Below are 16862 nucleotides of genomic sequence, written 5' to 3' on the forward strand. Positions count from 1 at the left end.
GCAGGGGCGGGCGTCCCTGGTCCGGTCCCGGATGCCGCACCTGTTGTCCCGGGACAACCTGTCACCCGTTGTCCCGGGACAACCTGTCCCGGGACGGCATCACACGATCAGGAGGCGCCGGCAAGAGAGCGCCAGCCGAAGGTGACGGAGCCCGCCAGGAGCACCACCCCCGACAGCACGCCGCTGACCAGCGGCACATAGGTGACGGCCGGCGTGGAGGCCATGACGAGGCCCGCCACGCCCAGCACGGTGAGGATCGCGCCGGGCACGGCGATGCTCCGGTCCTTCCAGACGGGCGCCAGCGCGACGAAGTGCACGCCGACCACGAACGCCACCCACGCCACGTTGCCCTGCTCGGGACGTCCCAGGACGGCCAGCACCCGCAGCCCGCCGAAGAGCAGCAGCACCTCGGCGGCCACGATGATCAGGTACCAGCGGCCGAACATGCCCGCCCGCGCCCCGCCGGGGGCGGGCCGCTCCTTCCGGGCCGTGACGAACCACATGGCCACGACGGCCGCGGCCCCCAGGCACGCGACCACCCGCAGGAGATCGGCGGCCACGCTGTTGAGGGGGCTCTGGGCGTTGACGACCACGAAAACCGCGCCGAAAACGGCGCCCACCAATAAGCCAGTCATACGTTGCATGACGCCATTGAACCGGCCGCCGGGCCCCGGCCACATGGGGGATGGGGCGAGGACGGGGTGGGCCTGGCCCTACCTCGCCGCCCCGCGCAGGTAGGCGAGCACCGCCAGCACCCGCCGGTTGTCGTCCTGGGTCGCGGGCAGCTCCAGCTTGGCGAACACGCTCGCCACGTGCTTGCCGACGGCCGCCTCCGTGATGGACAGGGCACGGGCGATGGCGCCGTTGGAGCGCCCCTCGGCGATCAGCGCGAGCACGTCGCGCTCGCGCGGGGTCAGCCGGTGCGTCGGCTCGGTGACCTCCCTGGCGCCGGCCCAGGTCTGTTCGAACAGGTCGATGAGCGCGGTGATGAGGCTCTGCTGCCTGATCACCAGCGCTCCGGGCGAGTACGCGACAGGGGTGATGCGGAGGAACGCCACGGCGTGGTCGAAGACGAGGACCTGCTGCACCTGCTCGTCGGTGACCCGGTGCAGGTCGCCGGCGGCGTGCAGCTCCCTGATCCGGGCCGCCTTGAGGGCGTCGTCCAGGACGCTGGAGTGGACGACCGTGCGCATCCTCATGCCCCGCCGCAGGGCGCCGAGCACGTCGAGCCTGCTGCGCTGCTCCTCGCGGCCCTGGTCCCTGGAGCTCACCGGCTGCAGGGCGCGCAGCTCCCGGCACGAGCCGGCCAGGTGCAGGATCTGCCGCCGGACGAGCTCGTTGTCCTCCACCCGTTCGACCTCCACGGGGATGCCGCGCAGCTCGCCGACCACCTCTTCGAGGCGGCGGGTGAGCTCGGCCAGCGACACGCTCTCGTCCATGGTCAGGGGGTACGGTCCGACATCGCGCCCAGGGCGGCGGCCGCGGCCGTCAGGTCGGCACCGACGGCGCTCTCGTGCGGGGCCAGGTCGGTGTGGCGGCCCAGCAGCGCGACCGCGGCGACGACGCGTCCCCGCCCGTCGCGGATCGGCGCCGCGTACTCGGTGATGCCGTGCTCGAACTCCTCGTGCGCCATGATCAGCCCCTTCGGGCGGTCGCGGTCGTTGGCGCGGGCGACGTCGGCGGCCGAGCGGGCGGCGTTGGGGCCGCCGACCCCGATCAGCTCGTAGCCGTCCAGGAGGGCGGCGATCTCGGCCTCGGTGTGGTCGAGGAGGAGGGCGCGTCCGGTGCCCGTGCACCAGCAGGGGGTGATCAGGGACGTGCCCGTGAGCCACTGCTCGGCGGTGCCCGGCGCCGCCTCCGAGCGCAGCAGGCGGGCCACGACGCCGTCGCGCACCGACAGGCGGGCGCCCGCGCCGTACCGGATGGACAGCCGCCGGAGGACGGCGCGGGCGCCGCGCAGCAGCCCGGGGTTGAGCGAGGCGGCGAGCTCGAAGAAGGCGCCGGCCACCCGCAGGGAGGAGTCCTCGCGCCGCTCCAGGAACCCCTTCTCGGTGAGCTCCTGCGTCAGCCGGGACGCCTTGCTGCGCTCCAGGCCGGTCTCCTCGGCGAGCCGGGCGACGTTGAAACCGGGGCGGCCGGACCTCTCGCGGTCGATCACGGTGTTGACGACGCGCAGGCCGGTCCGCAGGGACGCGGCCGCCGGCGACGACGGCGGAACGCCGTCGGCCCCGGGGTCTCCTGCTGTCACGTCCGCACTATAGCCATCCGCCCGGCGAACGAGCGGATCGCCATGCTCTGTGGTCGTTTCGGCATGGCCGGGGTGACGGCCCCGGCGGCGAGGGTGTGAGGGCACCGACAGGGTCCACGCGAAGGAGAACCTGATGACCCGATACGACCTCGCGCTCATCGGCTTCGGAGGTGTCAACCGGGCACTGGCCGAGCTGATCGCCGAGCGCGGTGACGAGCTGGCCGCCGAGCTGGGCTTCGCCCTGCGGGTGGTGGCGATCACGGACCTGCGCGCCGGGTCCCTGGTGCGCGGCGACGGCGTCGACCTGGCGCCGCTGCTCGCCGTCGCCCCGCGCGAGCTGGACTTCTCCCGCATGGAGGGCGGCAGCGCGGAGCCCCGCAACGAGCAGGTGATCCGCCACGTCCCGGCCGACGTCGTCGTGGAGGCGACCTTCACCAACCCCGACGACGGGGAACCGGCCGTGTCGCACGTCCGCTGGGCGCTGGAGGCCGGCAAGCACGTGTGCACGACCAACAAGGGGCCGGTGGCGCTGCACGGCCGGGCCCTCAGGGAACTGGCGCGGCGCAACGGCGTCCGCTTCGAGTGTGAGGGCTCGGTGCTCAGCGGCACCCCCGTGCTGCGCACGGCGCGGCGGATGTTCGGCGGGCTGCGCGTCTCGGCGGTCGAGGGCGTCATGAACGGCACGTCGAACTACATCCTCGGCCGGCTGGAGAGCGGCCTCGGCTTCGCCGACGCGGTCGCGGAGGCCCAGGCCCTCGGGTACGCGGAGGCCGATCCCACCGCCGACGTCGAGGGTCACGACGTCCAGCTCAAGGTCATGATCCTGGCCAACGAGGTGCTGGGCGCCGAGCTGCGGCGCTCCGACGTGCCCTGCGTGGGGATCTCCGGCATCACCGCGAGCCAGGTGCGGGAGGCCGCGGCCAGGGGGCTGCGGTGGAAGCTCGTCGGCTCCGCCGCGCGCCGCCCCGACGGCACCGTGGAGGCCCGGGTGGCGCCGGTGGCGCTGCCCGGCGGCCACCCGCTGGCCGGGGTCTCCGGGCCGGTGAACGCGGTGGCCTTCCACACCGATCTGCTGGGCACCGTCACCGTGTCCGGGCCGGGCGCGGGGCGCGTCGAGACGGCGTACGCCCTGCTGTCGGACCTCATCAGCATCCACCAGGCCGCCGGTGAGCGGGTCCGCGAGGAGGCGTACGTTGGCTGAGACCGCGATCCGCAGCCCGCTGCACCTCGGCGACGACATGGCGCCCGTGCGCGACCCCTACACCGGCGAGACGATCGGCTCGGTGTGCGTCGTCGCGGCGGACGCCGTCGGGGCCGTCATGCGGCGCGCCCGTGAGGGCAGCGCCACCGCCCGGCGCATGTCCCGGGCGGAGCGGGCGCGGGTGCTCGACGGCGCGGCCCGCATGCTGGAGGAGCGCGCGGAGTCGTTCGCCCGGCTCATCGTCGGGGAGGCGGGCAAGACCATCGTCCAGGCGCGCAAGGAGACCGCCCGCGCGGTCAACACGCTGCGGCTGTCCGCCGCGGAGGCGCGGCGCAACGCCGGCGAGGTCATCCCGTTCGACGCGTACGAGGGCTCGGCGGAGCGCCAGGGCTGGTTCACGCGCGAGCCGCTGGGCGTCATCGTGGCGATCACCCCCTACAACGATCCGCTGAACCTGGTGGCGCACAAGCTCGGCCCGGCCGTCGCGGGCGGCAACGCGGTGGTGCTGAAACCGTCCGAGCTGACGCCGCTGTCGGCGCTGCGGCTGGTCGACACCCTCGTCGAGGCGGGGCTGCCCGAGGACGTCGTGACGGTCGTCAACGGCGGCGCCGAGCTGGGGGCGGCGCTGGTGGCGGCGCGCGAGGCGCGGATGGTCTCCTTCACCGGCGGCTTCCGCACGGGCGAGGCGATCGCCCGCTCGGCGGGGCTGAAACGGCTGGCGATGGACCTGGGCGGGAACGCCCCGGTGATCGTGCTGGAGGACGCCGACCTGGGCGCGGCCGTGGAGGCGTGCGTCTCGGGCGCCTTCTGGGCGGCGGGCCAGAACTGCGTCGGCACCCAGCGGATCCTCGTCGCGCGCGAGGTGTACGCCGCTTTCCGGGACGCGTTCACGGCTCGTACGCGACGGCTGCGCGCCGGCGATCCGGGGGACGAGCTCACGGACGTCGGCCCGATGATCACGGCGGAGGCGGCCGCGGCGGCCAAGGCGCTGGTGGACGAGGCGCTGGCCGCCGGGGCGGGGCTGCTGTGCGGCAACCGGCTCGACGGCGCCCTCTACAGCCCGACGGTCCTGGAGGACGTGCCGGCGACGGCCGCGGTGTGGCGTCAGGAGGTGTTCGCGCCGGTCGTCGTGCTCCAGCCGTTCGACACCTTCGACGAGGCGATCGAACGGGCCAACGAGATCGAGTTCAGCCTGCACGCGGGCGTCTTCACCGGCCGGCTCGACCGCGCGCTGGCCGCGGCCCGGCGGCTGGAGGCGGGCGGCGTCATGGTCAACGACTCCTCCGACTACCGCTTCGACGCGATGCCGTTCGGCGGCTACAAGTACGGCAGCATGGGGCGCGAGGGTGTGCGCTTCGCGTACGAGGAGATGACCCAGCCCAAGGTGGTCTGCGTCAACGGGACGAGCGACGGCTCATGACCGGGGACGGTCCACGACACGGGAGAGCGTGAGCGCGGTCACCGTGTCCCGTACACCGGGCATCTGGGCGATATGTTCCCAGATGCCCTGTATGCGGTCCAGGGACCCGGCCTCCAGGCTGACCAGCAGGTCGAACTCGCCGCTGAGCACGTCGCACGCGACGACCTCCGGCACGCGCCTGATCGCGGCCAGCACGTCACCTCCGCGCATCCTGTCCTGCCGGTACACGAGCACGTGCGCGCGGACGCGCCCGTCCGCGCGGTCGCCGGACGGGCGCACGATCGTGTAGCCGGCGATGTGCCCCTGCCGCTCCAGCCGCTCCACCCGCTGGCGCACGGCGTTGCGCGAGAGCCGCACCCGGTGGCCCAGCTCCGCGTGCGAGATGCGGGCGTTGCGGGTCAGCTCGGTGATGATCTTCTCGTCGACGGCGTCCATGGCCTCCGCCTCCACCTCCTGGTCGCCAGAGGACCCCGGCGGCTCTCCGGCCGCCGGGGTGGGGTCTGTCCCGGGGCTCTCAGCCGACCGGGTGGTGCAGCGCGAACACGCGGGCGGGGAAGCCGGAGCCGCCCCGCGGCCTGGGCCAGGTGGCCACGATCAGGGCGTCCGCCTCGGGCACCTGGTCGAGGCCGGCCATCAGCTCGATCTGCCACCGGTCGCGCTCCAGCACGTACCGTTCCAGGCTGAAGTCGCCGGCGGAAGTGGCGAGCCCCGGGTCGGTGTCGGTCTGCTCGTGGCCGATGGCGGTGATCCCGGCCTCCTCGAACAGGTAACGCAGCACGTCCGCCGACCAGCCGGGCGCGTGGCTGACGCCCGCCTCGTCCCGGTTGGCCATCGCCGCCGGGTCCGGCCAGCGCCGGCTCCACCCGGTGCGCAGCGCCACGAACGACCCGGCGGGCACGCGGCCGTTGCGCTCCTCCCAGGCCGCCACGTCGGCGAGCGTGGGTACGGCGTCGGGATCGGCCTCGACGCGGCCGGTGATGTCGAGCACCACCAGCGGCAGGATCATCTCCTCCACGGGGATCTCGTCCAGCGTGCGCGCGCCGTCCACGAAGTGCACGGGCGGGTCGACGTGGGTGCCCCACTGGCCGACGATCGTGTAGCGGTGCACGTTGAAGCCGTCGCCGCGACGCATGTCGAAGGGCATCTCGCGGCGTTCGTCGGGGAAGGCCGGGAAGTGCGGCTGGCCCGGGTGGAAGGCGTGCGTGAGGTCCGTGTACACCGCCTTCTCGGTCAGGTCGCGGTACGCGGACCACAGGCGGTGCTGGGGGAGGTCGGCCATGTCGGGCCCTCTCAGGTCGTGCGGCCGTGCCGCAGGCGGTAGTAGACGAAGCAGGCGGCGACGAACGGTATGCCGAAGTACAGCGCCGCGACCTGCGCGGGATCGAAGGCGATGCCGACCAGCGAGACCAGGCACAGCGCGAACGCGAGCACGGGCACCACCGGGTAGAACGGCGTGCGGTACGCCAGGGTGCGCACGTCCCCGCCGTCCCGGACGAACCTGCGGCGGTGCATGAACTGGGAGGCGGCGATCGACATCCAGACGCCGACCACGGCGAAGCCCGAGATCGAGACCAGCACCAGGTAGACGGTCTCGGCCGCGATCACGCTGCTGAGCAGGGACGCGAGCCCGCCGAGCATGCTCACCACCAGCGCGGTCATGGGGATGCCGCGGGAGTTGCACCGGGCCAGCGCCCGCGGCGCCTGCCCCTGCTCGGCCAGGGAGAACAGCATGCGGGCACAGGAGTACAGGCCGCTGTTCCCGGCGGAGAGCAGCGCCGTGATGATGACGAAGTTCATGATGTCGGCCGCGTAGGGGATGCCGACGGCGGACAGGACCGTGACGAACGGGCTCTCGTCCAGGCCCACCTTGTCGTACGGGATGATCGCCGCGATCACCGTGATGGCGCCGACGAAGAAGACCAGCAGCCGGACGACCGTCACACGCAGCGCCTTGGGGACGGCCCTGGCCGGGTCGGCCGTCTCCCCGGCCGCGACGCCGATGAGCTCGGAGCCGGAGAAGGCGTAGAAGGCGGCGAGCACGGTGACCAGGACCCCGGAGAAGCCGTGGGGGAACAGGCCGCCGCCGGTCGAGAAGTTCTCGAAGAGGGCAGGGAACGCCTCCCCCGCGGGGGCGAGCGGGTGGAAGCCGGCCACGGCGGCGCCGCCGAGCACGATGAGGGCCACCACGGCGACCACCTTGACCAGCGAGAACCAGTATTCCGTCTCGCCGAAGACGCGCGCGGAGAAGGCGTTGACCCCGAACACGACGGCGGCGAAGACCACGCACCAGACCCACACCTCGACCGAGGGGAACCAGCGCTGCATGAGCAGGCCGCAGGCCGTGAACTCCGAGCCCAGGGCGACGGCCCAGGTCAGCCAGTACAGCCACGCCGTGGTGAAGCCCGTGGCCGGGCTGATGGAGCGGGAGGCGTAGACGTGGAAGGCCCCCGAGACCGGGTAGGCGACGGCGAGCTCGCCGAGGCACGTCATGACGAGGTAGACGACGAACGCGCCGACGAGGTAGGCGATGACGGCGCCGAGGGGCCCGGCCTGGGCGATCGTGAAGCCGGAGCTGAGGAACAGGCCGGAGCCGATGACGCCGCCCATCGCGATCATGACGAGGTGGCGGGCGCTCATGGACCGGCGCAGCCCCTCGGACGGGGGCGCGACGGACGGGGCCGTGGATGTGCCGGGCGGGGTGGTTTCGGGCGTGAGTGGCAGGGACATGCGGTGTCCTCGGATGGCAGTGGCTGGAGACGGCGATGCGTGGCGGGGAGTGGTGCCACTGTTCGGGCCACGTGCGTACCGCCGGGGACGTGGTGGGTCCCCGCCGCGAGCGCCGGCGCTGTGGACGGCGTTACGCGCGGAAGACGAGGTCGAACGGAGCGGAGAGCTCGACGACCGGGACCTCCCATGGGTGGGCGTCCAGGACGCGCGAGAGGAGTCGTGAGATCTCGGCGTCGGGGGTGCGGGCGTCGATGTGGGTGGTGACGGTCAGGGTGGGGGAGAGGGAGCTGTCGCCGACGGAGCCGAAGGTGGGCCGGGCGCCGTGCCCGGTGGTGAAGCCCTCCACGCCCACACCGACCTCGAAGACGTCACGGTAGACGCCGAAGTCGCCGGCGCAGGCCGACGTGCGCAGGACGTGGAGCAGGGCGGCGAACGACTCGTCCTCCCTCAGGACGTCGACGTCGCCGGACCCGACGCGGGCCAGCGTGCGACCCGAGACCGGCCAGTACACCCGGACCGACCGGACCGGCAGGCGCCGGACGGCCATCTCGGCGGGGGCCGGAGCCTTGCCGTCGATGGAGGGTGTCGTGATCGCGGTCATGTGCGGTGGTCCCTTCTGCGACTGGTGCGATGCTATGTGTGCGTTAATTGCATGGCAAGATGTGAATACTACACACTTGCGGTCGATCTTCAGGGTTCCGCGGCGGTAGGGTGCACGGCATGGAATCGAGCGTCGGACGCGGCTTCGACGTCCTGCCGGCGCTCGCCGGCCGGGCGGCGCGGGGCCGGCGTGGCACGTCGGTCACCGACCTGGCGCGCGACCTGGGCCGCGACCGCAGCCAGCTCTCCCGCGTCCTGGGCGCCATGGCCGAGGAGCGGTTCGTCCTGCGTGACCCCGCCTCACGCGACCTCGCCCCCCACTGGCGGCTCTACGCGGACGCCCAGGAGCTCACCGCGCACCGCCTGCGCACCGACGGGCGGACGGCCCTGGAGGGCATGGCCGCCGAGACCGGCGAGAGCTGCTACCTCGGCGTCCTCGTCGGCGACACCACCGTGACCGTCGCCGAGCGGGTCCCGCCGGGCAGCAACCAGATCGGCTCCTGGATCGGCCGCCCGTACCCGGCCTACTGCAGCGACTGCGGCCAGGCCCTGCTCTCGGACGCCGACGACGAGGAGGTCGCCGCGGTGCTCGCCCGCACCGGCTTCGTGCGCCACGGACCCAACACGCCCACCGGGGTGGACGACTTCCTGGCCCGGCTCCGGGTGACCCGCGAGCGCGGCTATTCGGTCGTCGACGAGGAGGCGGAACCCGGGCTCTACTCCGTCGCCGCCCCGGTCCGCGACTTCCGGGACGAGGTCGTGGCCGCCGTCCAGGTCGTCGGGCCGCGCGTCAGGCTCGCGCCGAAGACGGAGGAGTGCGCCGCGGCCGCCCTGCGCTGGAGCCGCTGGCTGGAGAACGCGCTGCGCGGCGTCCACGAAGGCTGACCCGGCGCGGTCCGTCCCGGCCGGTTCCCGCGTGCGCCGTCGCCTCTGTGCGCGCGGCCGGTTTTCTGTGCGTTCTCTGGACGATCCTTATGCGCGTCGCGATCACGCTTGTCGCCAGCAGGAGCGTTTCGGGGGCTCGGCAGACGCGGCGCCGGCCGAGGCCGGACACGGTGGTCGTGCGAGTCCTCCGACGTAACGTTGAGGAGAAACACGTGAAGGCTCGTCTCCGCCGTCCAGCCGCGCTGTTAGCGGGCGCCATCATCCCCCTCTCGCTTCTCATCGGGCAACCGGCCGGCGCCGCCAGTGCCGATCCCGTTGCCGACGCCTTCGCGCGAGCCTCCGCCGCGTACGAGGTGCCGCGTGATCTGCTGGTGTCCCTCGCGTACGCGGAGACCCACCTCGACGGGCACGGCGGCGAGCCCAGCGCCTCCGGCGGCTACGGCGTGATGCACCTCGTCAGCAACCCCAGGACGCACTCGCTGGAGCGGGCCGCCACGCTGACGAAGCTGCCCGTGGCCACCCTGAAGACCGACACCACGGCCAACATCACCGGCGGCGCCGCCGTGCTCCGCGCCCTCGCCGACGAGCAGGGGCTGGACGCCGCCGCGCGCAAGGACCCGGCGAAGTGGTACACCGTGGTCGCCAAGTACGGCAACGCCTCCCAGCCGGAGGTGGCCCGCCTGTACGCCGACACCGTGTACGACCTCCTCGGCGGCGGCGTCAGCGCCACCACCCCCGAGGGCGAGAGCGTGAAGGTGGCGGCCCGCGCCGTGGAGCCCGACCGCGGCGCGTACGCCAAGGTCCGGAAGCTGGGAGAGAACAACACGCTGGCCGCGGCCGCGGTGGACTACCCGGGAGCCGTCTGGGCGGCCGCCCACAGCTCCAACTACGCCGTCTCCAGCCGGCCCACCAGCGACGCCATCGATCGGATCGTCATCCACGTGGCGCAGGGCACGTACGCCGGAACCATCGACTGGTTCCAGACCGGGCCCCGGCCGAACCCGACCTCCGCCCACTACGTCGTCCGCTCCTCCGACGGCGCCATCACCCAGATGGTCAGGGAGAAGGACCGCGCCTTCCACGCCGGCGACTACAACCGCCGCTCGGTCGGCATCGAGCACGAGGGCTGGGTGGAACAGGCGTCCTGGTTCACCGACGCGATGTACCGCTCCTCGGCCGCGCTGACCCGCAACATCGCCGACCGCTACGGCATCCCGAAGGACCGCACCCACATCATCGGGCACACCGAGATCCCCACCGCCGACCACACCGACCCCGGTCCGTACTGGAACTGGACGACGTACATGAACTACGTCACGGGCAACAGCGGACCCACCAACCCGCACACCCCCGCGTCGGTCTGCGGCAGCAGCGACTTCAAGGTCATCGACTCCGCGCCTCTCGGCACGGCGGGCGACGTCTTCCTGCTCTACAACTCCACCACCGGCAAGAACTGCGTGGCCACGCTCAAGAAGACCTCGCTCGGCCAGGCCACGGCCACCAGCGCCTACCTGGAGGTGGAGGGGCAGACCCGCGTCACCGACAGCGGCAACTTCTCGTACTACGCGGGACCGGTGATCGCCGCCGCCGCCGGCAAGTGCGTCAGGTGGGGCGGCAAGGCGGGCGCGTACACCTACAACAGCCCGTTGGAGCACTGCGGCTAGCCTCCGCGCGCATCATGACCCAGAAGGGCGCCGACCGGTCCGACCGGCCGGCGCCCTTCCGTGTGTGCGCCTCCTGGGCGCCGGTCAGGAGAGGGAGTCGCCGGAGGAGGGATCGGGGTGGGCCAGCAGGGCGCGGTGGGCGGTGAGCCACACCTGGCCGGCGCAGCGCCGCTCGACCTCCTCGGGCGCCAGCCACTCGGCGCCCGTGCTCTCGTAGCCGGCGGGCGGCGCGGTGGGCGGCCCCGGCCCGTCGAGGCGGGCCTCGAAGATCACCATGTACGTCAGCGGCGCGTAGCGGTAGCCGGCCGGGGCCGGACCGGTCAGCTCGATGCGCTGCCAGGCGAACACCGACAACCGCTCGGGCGGCAGCGCGAGGCCGGTCTCCTCGGCCAGCTCGCGGGAGGCGGCCTCGGCGGCCCGCTCACCCGGGTCGAGATGGCCGCCCGGGATGTCCCAGCCGCGCCCCTGCCGGCCGACGCGGGTCAGCAGCGTGCGGCCCGCGGCGTCGAGGACGAACGCGAAGGCGGAGGTGGTCTGCTCCACGGGCGGCAGCCTCCGGGTCAGCGCGACCTCCAGGCGGTGCGGTGCGGGGATCCACGGCACGGTGATGGACGCGAGGACACGAGTCATTGCCTCATTGTCCACCGGGAGAGCCGTTCCGCTGATCAGACTCGCGCCTACCCGAGCGTGGTCACGCTGGTCCGCAGCACCGGGTCGCCCGCGAGCAGCAGCCCGGCCTCGGGCGGCTCGCCCTCCTCGACGCTCTGCAGAAGCCGGCTCACCAGGGCGTCGGCGATGCGCCGCAGCGGCAGCCGGACGGTCGTCAGAGGCGGCTGGAGCAGCCGGGTGTAGGGCATGTCGTTGAACCCGGTGACCGCGAGGTCCACGCCGACGGTCAGCCCCTCGGCCTGGGCGGCGGCGTAGGCGCCGTGCGCCAGCCAGTCGTCGTCCAGGACGAGGGCCGAGGGCCGGGGCGAGCGGTTCAGCAGGTCACGCGCCACGGCCACCACCTGGTCCAGGCTGTCGACGAAAGCCTCGTGGCCGGTCAGGCCGAAGCGGCGCATCCCTATCCGGAACCCGGCCTCCCGGTGCCGTAGCCAGGGCAGCGCCGCCGACGTGCCGAGGTAGGCCACCCGCCGGTGGCCGTGGGAGGCCAGCAGGCCCACCACGTCGATCATGGCCTGCGCCGAGTCGACGTCCACCCACGCCTGGGGCCTGCCGGGCCTGGTGCGGCCGAAGACCGCGAAGGGGAAGCCGGTCTCGTGCAGGTAGTCCACGCACGGGTCGTCCTCCAGCACGTCGGAGAGCAGGATGGCGTCGGCGGTGCGCGCGGCGATGACGTCCTCCAGCGCCTGCGCCTTGCTCTGGCCGGCGCGGGGGCGCACCAGCAGGATGCGGTAGCCCGCGTCGCCGGCGGCGGCGACCATGGCCTCCAGGAAGCCGCTCATGAGGGCGTTGGGGTTGTCCGGGTCGGTCTCCGGGGTGGTGTAGGCGATGATCCGGCGCGTGCCGGAGCGCAGGCTGCGCGCCGACTGGTCAGGGCGGTAGCCCATCTCCTCGATCAGCGCGGTGACCCGTTCGAGGGTGTCGGGGCGCAGCTTGTGCGGGGCGTTGATCGCGTTGGAGACGGTCTGCCGGGACACGCCGGCCGCGCGGGCGACGTCCTGGATGCTGACCCCGCGGGGCCGTTGCGCCGGCATGCTCGGGTTGTCCTCCTCGGTGCGAGGCGCGGCCATGGCCTGGTCATCCTAGGCCCTGTGAACGTTCATATCATGCACGATGTCACATTTGACGATCTGGGAGGTCCCGTGGAGATCACGCCGATCCCTGGTGTGCGGGAGATGTTCTCGCTGGAGCCGGGGGTGATCCAGCTCAACCACGGCTCCTACGGCGCGGTGCCGATCGAGGTGCAGGAGCGGCAGTCGGAGCTGCGGGCGGAGATGGAGCGGGCACCCGACCGGTTCTTCTCCCGCCTGCCCGCTCGCCTGGCCGTGGCGCGGGAGCGGGTGGCCGCCTTCCTCAACTCCTCCGGCGCCGCCTTCGTCACCAACGCGACCGAGGGGGTGGCCGTCGCGCTGGAGTCGGTGCCGCTCACGGCGGGGGACGAGATCCTCTACACCGACCACGGGTACGCGGCTGTGGAGCGGGCGCTGCGCCGGCGGGCGGCGGAGAGCGGGGCGACGCCGGTCAGGGTGGTGCTGGGCGACGATCCGGTGGAGGCGGTCCTCGGCGCGGTCACCGCGCGGACCCGGCTCGCGGTCCTCGACCACGTCAGCTCGGCCGGGGCCCGTCTTCTGCCGGTCGGGCGGCTGGCGGGGGAGCTGGCCGCGAGGGATGTCGTCACGGTGGTGGACGGGGCTCACGCGCCCGGGATGTTGCCGGTGGACCTCGACGCGATCAACGCCGACTTCTGGGTCGGCAACCTGCACAAGTGGGCGTTCTCGCCGCGTCCGGCCGCGCTGCTGCACGTCGCGCCGCACTGGAGGCGGCGGGTCAGGCCGCTGGTCGTCTCGTATGGAGAGGGGTTCCCGGACGCGCTGGAGTTCCAGGGCACGCGGGACTACACCGCCCTGCTGGCCGCGCCGTACGGGCTGGACGTGCTGGAGCGGCTCGGGCTCGAACGCGTGCGGTCGTACAACACGGCGCTGGCGGCCTACGGGCAGCGGGTCCTCGCCGAAGCCCTGCGCGAGGCCGGTCTGTGCGAGGACGCCCCGCAGTCGACGGGCTACCCCGGCGTGCCGATGCGGGTGGTACGGCTGGCGTCCGGCCTGGGCGTGACCAAGGCGCAGGCCGACACGCTCTGCGCGGAGGTGCTCGACCGCCTCGGGTGCCAGATCAAGATCGAGCCGGTCGGGCAGCTCCGCCTGTCGGCGCAGATCTACAACACTGCTGACGACTACGAGCGCCTGGCCGCCGGGCTGCCGGCCGTCCTCCGATCCTCACGCGCCCTCTTGCGCGCGATATGAACGATCAAATACCTTAGGCCCCTAGTCGCCCGACGATTCGCTCGCGACCATCCCAGCGCTGGCATGAATGACCAGCGAGCACTGGATTTGATCGTTCATATTCGCTCGGGCGCTCATCCCCCGAAAGGAAGCACGCAGATGATCAACCGTCGTGGAGTCCTCGCACTCACCCTCGCCGGCACGCTCGCCCTCGCCGCCTGCGGCGGCGGGACGCCGGCGGAGGGCGGCGGGCCGGTCAAGATCACCGTGTGGAGCTGGAAGCCGGCCTCCGAGGGCCTGGCCGCCGTCGCCAAGGACTTCGAGCGGGCCAACCCCGGCATCAAGGTCGACGTGCAGGCGGTCGGCAACCCGGCCATCTGGGACAAGATCACCATCGGGATGGCCGCGGGCGGCAAGGGCCTGGCCGACGTGCTGCACATCGGCATCGACTACCTGCCGGGGTACATGGACAAGTTCCCCGGCGGCCTGGCCGACCTGCGCAAACTGGGCGCCGACAGGTACAAGGACGCCTTCGCCGAGGGCCTGTGGCCCACGGTGACCGGCAAGGACGGCGGCGTCTACGCGATGCCCTGGGAGGTCAACCCGGTCGGCTTCTTCTACCGCGCGGACCTGTTCGAGAAGGCGGGCGTCGACCCGGAGAAGATCGCGACCTGGGACGACGCCATCGCGGCGGGCCGGACGCTCAAGGAGAAGACGGGGGCGTACCTGATCGGCCTGAACAAGCCCGCGGCGGGCGGCATGGACATGGACTTCTACCAGTCGCTGCTCCAGCAGCAGGGCGCCTTCTACTTCAACCGGCAGGGCGAGGTCACCCTCGCCGCACCGCCGGCCGTGCAGGCGATGACCCTCATCAAGAAGATGAACGACGCGGGCATCGTCGCCGACACCTCCGGCGAGAACACCGCCAAGCAGCTCATCAGCGGAGGCAAGCTGGCCGTCCTGCCCTGGGCCGCCTGGGCGGTCAGCTACATCCCCGAGATGCGTCCCGAGCAGAAGGGCAAGTGGCGGGTCATGCAGCCGCCCGCGGTGACGGCCGGTGGCAAGCGCGCCGCGATCGTCAACTCCACCCACCTCGCGGTCTCGGGCACGAGTCCCCACCAGACGGAGGCGTTCAGGTTCGTCGAGTACGCGCTGACCAGGCCCGAGGTCATCACCAAGGTCTACAAGGAAGGCGGCGTCTTCCCCGCGCTGACCGCCGCCTACGCCGACCCGGTGTTCACCGCGCCCCAGCCCTACTTCGGCGGCCAGCCCGCGCTCAAGACCTTCGTGGACGCGCTCACCGAAGGCGCCGACGCCACCTACTACTCGGGCGACTACGCCAGGGCGCTGAAGATCGCCAACGACGCGCAGACGAAGGTCCTGCTCAAGAACGCCGACCCGGCCGCGGCGCTGACCGAGGCCGCGACGCTGCTGTCCCAGCAGACGAACAGGAAGCTCGCGCGATGACGCTCACCCTGCCGCGACCCCGCCGGATGCCGGTGGCCGGGCGCTCGCTCGTCACCAGACGCAACATCCCCTACCTGCTGGTCCTGCCGGCGCTGCTGGGCTTCCTGGCGTTCAAGGCCTATCCGATCGTGGCCGCCCTCTACATCAGCCTGACCACGGGCGCGGGCGCCATGCGCAGCTTCGTCGGGCTGGACAACTACGTGCGGCTGGTGAACGACCCGCTGTTCTGGACCTCGCTCGGGAACACCGGGCTGATCCTCGTCGTCCAGGTCCCGATCATGTTGCTGCTCGCGTTGCTGCTGGCGCTCGCGCTCAACTCCTCCTCCGTGCGGCTGCGCGGCCTGTGGCGCCTGGGCGTGTTCATGCCGTCGCTGACCGGCCTGGTGGCCTACGGCGTGATGTTCTCGGTGATCCTGCGCAAGGACGCGGGCCTGCTCAACTGGCTGCTGAGCCTGTTCGGCGTCGACCCGATCGACTGGCTGGGCAGCCCGTTCTGGGCGCGCATCGCCATCGTCATCGCCCTCACCTGGCACTACACCGGCTACAACGCGGTGATCTACCTGGCCGGCCTGCAGAGCGTCCCGAAGGAGCTCTACGAGGCGGCGATGGTGGACGGCGCCGGCGCGGCCCGCAGGTTCCGGTCGATCACGGTGCCCCAGCTGCGGCCCATCCTGCTGCTGACCGTGGTCCTGTCCACGATCGGCACCCTGCAGCTGTTCGACGAGCCGTTCGTGCTGACGGGCGGCGGGCCCGACAACTCGACCCTGACGATCTCGCTGTACCTGTACCAGAACGGCTTCCGCTACTTCGACTTCGGCTATGCCGCGGCCATCGCGTACGCGCTCACGCTGATCGTGGCGGGCTTCGGCTTCGCGCAGATGAGGATGCAGAGACGATGAAGGGCTGGACGCTGACCTTCGTGCTGGCCACGGTGTTCGCGTTGTGCGTCGGGCCGTTCTACTGGCTGGCCATGGCCGCCACGCACGCCAACTCCGACATCTTCTCCTGGCCGCCGAGGTTCTACCCCGGTGACCGGCTGGTGGCGAACACGGTGCAGCTGGAGGAGTCGATCGGGCTGGTCGGCGTGCTGGCCAACACGCTGTTCGTCGCGGTCGTGCAGAGCGCCGGGGCGATCGTGGTCTCGCTGCTGGCCGGGTACGCCTTCGCCAAGTTCGAGTTCGCCGGACGCAACTTCTTCTTCGTGTTGCTGCTGTCGACGCTGGTCATCCCCGGTGGAGTGACGATCATCCCTATCTTCGAGATGATGAACGACTTCGGGCTGATCGACAGCTACCCGGCGTTGATCCTGCCGAGCCTGTCGGTGCCGTTCGGCGTCTTCCTGATGCGCCAGTCGCTGCTCGCCGTCCCGGACGAGCTGCTCGACGCGGCCCGGGTCGACGGCGCGGGCGAGCTGCGGGTGCTGTGGCGGGTGGTCGTGCCCGTCATGCGCCCGGCGCTCGCGGCCCTGGCCGTCTTCCTGTTCCTCGGCGCGTGGAACGACTTCCTGTGGCCGCTGATCGCGCTGCGCACGCCCGAGATGTACACGCTGCCCGTCGCGCTGGCCACCCTCCAGGGGCTGGCCAGGACCGACTTCGGCCAGGTCATGGTGGGTACCGCGATCTCCTCGCTGCCCATGATGGTCCTCTTCCTCGTCCTCCAGAAACAGTTCATCTCCGGCCTGCTGGCCGGTGCCACGAAGGGATAA

The 16862-nt window shown here is 72.2% G+C and carries 17 protein-coding genes; 8 read left to right on the plus strand and 9 right to left on the minus strand.

Features of this window, described 5'->3' with window-relative positions:
* Positions 1-107 precede the first annotated feature (107 nt).
* From AB0H81_RS06165 to AB0H81_RS06175, 3 genes are all read right to left on the minus strand, one after another.
* Complete coding sequence (locus AB0H81_RS06165; protein WP_358369937.1) at positions 108-635, minus strand: hypothetical protein; 528 nt, start codon at positions 633-635, stop codon at positions 108-110.
* A gap of 78 nt (positions 636-713) precedes the next feature.
* On the minus strand, positions 714-1439 hold the full coding sequence (locus AB0H81_RS06170; protein ID WP_358369940.1) for a LuxR C-terminal-related transcriptional regulator: 726 nt from the start codon (positions 1437-1439) through the stop codon (positions 714-716).
* A gap of 2 nt (positions 1440-1441) precedes the next feature.
* Entirely contained in the window at positions 1442-2248 is an 807-nt protein-coding gene (locus AB0H81_RS06175) for an IclR family transcriptional regulator C-terminal domain-containing protein (protein WP_358369943.1), read from the minus strand.
* 133 nt (positions 2249-2381) lie between these two features.
* On the opposite strand from AB0H81_RS06175, the gene AB0H81_RS06180 reads away from it, so the two are divergent.
* Both AB0H81_RS06180 and AB0H81_RS06185 read left to right on the plus strand, forming a co-directional pair.
* Positions 2382-3449 (plus strand): homoserine dehydrogenase, encoded by a 1068-nt coding sequence (locus tag AB0H81_RS06180; protein ID WP_358369946.1) that lies wholly within the window; start codon positions 2382-2384, stop codon positions 3447-3449.
* Positions 3442-4869 (plus strand): aldehyde dehydrogenase family protein, encoded by a 1428-nt coding sequence (locus AB0H81_RS06185; protein ID WP_358369949.1) that lies wholly within the window; start codon positions 3442-3444, stop codon positions 4867-4869. Before AB0H81_RS06180 ends, AB0H81_RS06185 begins: the two co-directional genes overlap by 8 nt.
* Here AB0H81_RS06185 and AB0H81_RS06190 read toward each other — a convergent pair.
* The 4 genes from AB0H81_RS06190 to AB0H81_RS06205 all read right to left on the minus strand — a co-directional run bounded on the left by AB0H81_RS06190 (position 4864) and on the right by AB0H81_RS06205 (position 8197).
* Entirely contained in the window at positions 4864-5304 is a 441-nt protein-coding gene (locus AB0H81_RS06190) for an Lrp/AsnC family transcriptional regulator (RefSeq protein ID WP_358369952.1), read from the minus strand. The genes AB0H81_RS06185 and AB0H81_RS06190 overlap by 6 nt on opposite strands.
* Before the next feature lie 79 nt (positions 5305-5383).
* A complete protein-coding gene (locus AB0H81_RS06195) occupies positions 5384-6148 on the minus strand; it encodes a cyclase family protein (RefSeq protein ID WP_358369953.1) in 765 nt (254 codons plus the stop codon).
* Positions 6149-6159: 11 nt separating this feature from the next.
* Positions 6160-7596, minus strand: a complete 1437-nt coding sequence (locus AB0H81_RS06200; protein WP_358369956.1) for an amino acid permease — start codon at positions 7594-7596, stop codon at positions 6160-6162.
* Positions 7597-7726: 130 nt separating this feature from the next.
* Positions 7727-8197 carry a hypothetical protein gene (locus AB0H81_RS06205; protein ID WP_358369958.1) on the minus strand — a complete coding sequence of 157 codons (471 nt, stop codon included), beginning with the start codon at positions 8195-8197 and terminating at the stop codon, positions 7727-7729.
* A gap of 119 nt (positions 8198-8316) precedes the next feature.
* Here AB0H81_RS06205 and AB0H81_RS06210 point away from each other — a divergent pair, with 119 nt between their 5' ends.
* Entirely contained in the window at positions 8317-9081 is a 765-nt protein-coding gene (locus tag AB0H81_RS06210; protein WP_358369961.1) for an IclR family transcriptional regulator, read from the plus strand.
* Positions 9082-9293: 212 nt separating this feature from the next.
* Positions 9294-10745, plus strand: coding sequence for an N-acetylmuramoyl-L-alanine amidase (locus AB0H81_RS06215; protein ID WP_358369963.1), 1452 nt, complete (start codon positions 9294-9296; stop codon positions 10743-10745).
* A gap of 84 nt (positions 10746-10829) precedes the next feature.
* On the opposite strand, the gene AB0H81_RS06220 is transcribed toward AB0H81_RS06215, so the two are convergent.
* On the minus strand, positions 10830-11375 hold the full coding sequence (locus AB0H81_RS06220) for an NUDIX hydrolase (RefSeq protein WP_358369966.1): 546 nt from the start codon (positions 11373-11375) through the stop codon (positions 10830-10832).
* Between the two features lie 47 nt (positions 11376-11422).
* Entirely contained in the window at positions 11423-12481 is a 1059-nt protein-coding gene (locus tag AB0H81_RS06225; protein ID WP_358369968.1) for a LacI family DNA-binding transcriptional regulator, read from the minus strand.
* A gap of 72 nt (positions 12482-12553) precedes the next feature.
* On the opposite strand from AB0H81_RS06225, the gene AB0H81_RS06230 reads away from it, so the two are divergent.
* From AB0H81_RS06230 to AB0H81_RS06245, 4 genes are all read left to right on the plus strand, one after another.
* Positions 12554-13711 carry an aminotransferase class V-fold PLP-dependent enzyme gene (locus AB0H81_RS06230; protein WP_358369971.1) on the plus strand — a complete coding sequence of 386 codons (1158 nt, stop codon included), beginning with the start codon at positions 12554-12556 and terminating at the stop codon, positions 13709-13711.
* 138 nt (positions 13712-13849) lie between these two features.
* Positions 13850-15157: a sugar ABC transporter substrate-binding protein gene (locus AB0H81_RS06235; protein WP_358369973.1), complete on the plus strand. Its 1308-nt coding sequence runs from the start codon at positions 13850-13852 to the stop codon at positions 15155-15157.
* A complete protein-coding gene (locus AB0H81_RS06240) occupies positions 15154-16056 on the plus strand; it encodes a sugar ABC transporter permease (protein WP_358369976.1) in 903 nt (300 codons plus the stop codon). Before AB0H81_RS06235 ends, AB0H81_RS06240 begins: the two co-directional genes overlap by 4 nt.
* Positions 16053-16862 carry a carbohydrate ABC transporter permease gene (locus AB0H81_RS06245; protein ID WP_358369978.1) on the plus strand — a complete coding sequence of 270 codons (810 nt, stop codon included), beginning with the start codon at positions 16053-16055 and terminating at the stop codon, positions 16860-16862. The genes AB0H81_RS06240 and AB0H81_RS06245 overlap by 4 nt, the downstream gene beginning before the upstream one ends.

Origin of the sequence: Nonomuraea sp. NPDC050691 (assembly GCF_040654455.1) — a bacterium.
GTDB lineage: Bacteria > Actinomycetota > Actinomycetes > Streptosporangiales > Streptosporangiaceae > Nonomuraea.

Excerpts from the sequence above, each read along its gene's own strand:
- AB0H81_RS06165 (WP_358369937.1), bottom strand. The coding sequence starts at position 635 with ATGACTGGCTTATTGGTGGGCGCCGTTTTCGGCGCGGTTTTCGTGGTC.
- AB0H81_RS06170 (WP_358369940.1), bottom strand. The coding sequence starts at position 1,439 with ATGGACGAGAGCGTGTCGCTGGCCGAGCTCACCCGCCGCCTCGAAGAG.
- AB0H81_RS06180 (WP_358369946.1), top strand. The coding sequence starts at position 2,382 with ATGACCCGATACGACCTCGCGCTCATCGGCTTCGGAGGTGTCAACCGG.
- AB0H81_RS06190 (WP_358369952.1), bottom strand. The coding sequence starts at position 5,304 with ATGGACGCCGTCGACGAGAAGATCATCACCGAGCTGACCCGCAACGCC.
- AB0H81_RS06195 (WP_358369953.1), bottom strand. The coding sequence starts at position 6,148 with ATGGCCGACCTCCCCCAGCACCGCCTGTGGTCCGCGTACCGCGACCTG.
- AB0H81_RS06200 (WP_358369956.1), bottom strand. The coding sequence starts at position 7,596 with ATGTCCCTGCCACTCACGCCCGAAACCACCCCGCCCGGCACATCCACG.
- AB0H81_RS06205 (WP_358369958.1), bottom strand. The coding sequence starts at position 8,197 with ATGACCGCGATCACGACACCCTCCATCGACGGCAAGGCTCCGGCCCCC.
- AB0H81_RS06210 (WP_358369961.1), top strand. The coding sequence starts at position 8,317 with ATGGAATCGAGCGTCGGACGCGGCTTCGACGTCCTGCCGGCGCTCGCC.
- AB0H81_RS06220 (WP_358369966.1), bottom strand. The coding sequence starts at position 11,375 with ATGACTCGTGTCCTCGCGTCCATCACCGTGCCGTGGATCCCCGCACCG.
- AB0H81_RS06225 (WP_358369968.1), bottom strand. The coding sequence starts at position 12,481 with ATGGCCGCGCCTCGCACCGAGGAGGACAACCCGAGCATGCCGGCGCAA.
- AB0H81_RS06235 (WP_358369973.1), top strand. The coding sequence starts at position 13,850 with ATGATCAACCGTCGTGGAGTCCTCGCACTCACCCTCGCCGGCACGCTC.
- AB0H81_RS06240 (WP_358369976.1), top strand. The coding sequence starts at position 15,154 with ATGACGCTCACCCTGCCGCGACCCCGCCGGATGCCGGTGGCCGGGCGC.
- AB0H81_RS06245 (WP_358369978.1), top strand. The coding sequence starts at position 16,053 with ATGAAGGGCTGGACGCTGACCTTCGTGCTGGCCACGGTGTTCGCGTTG.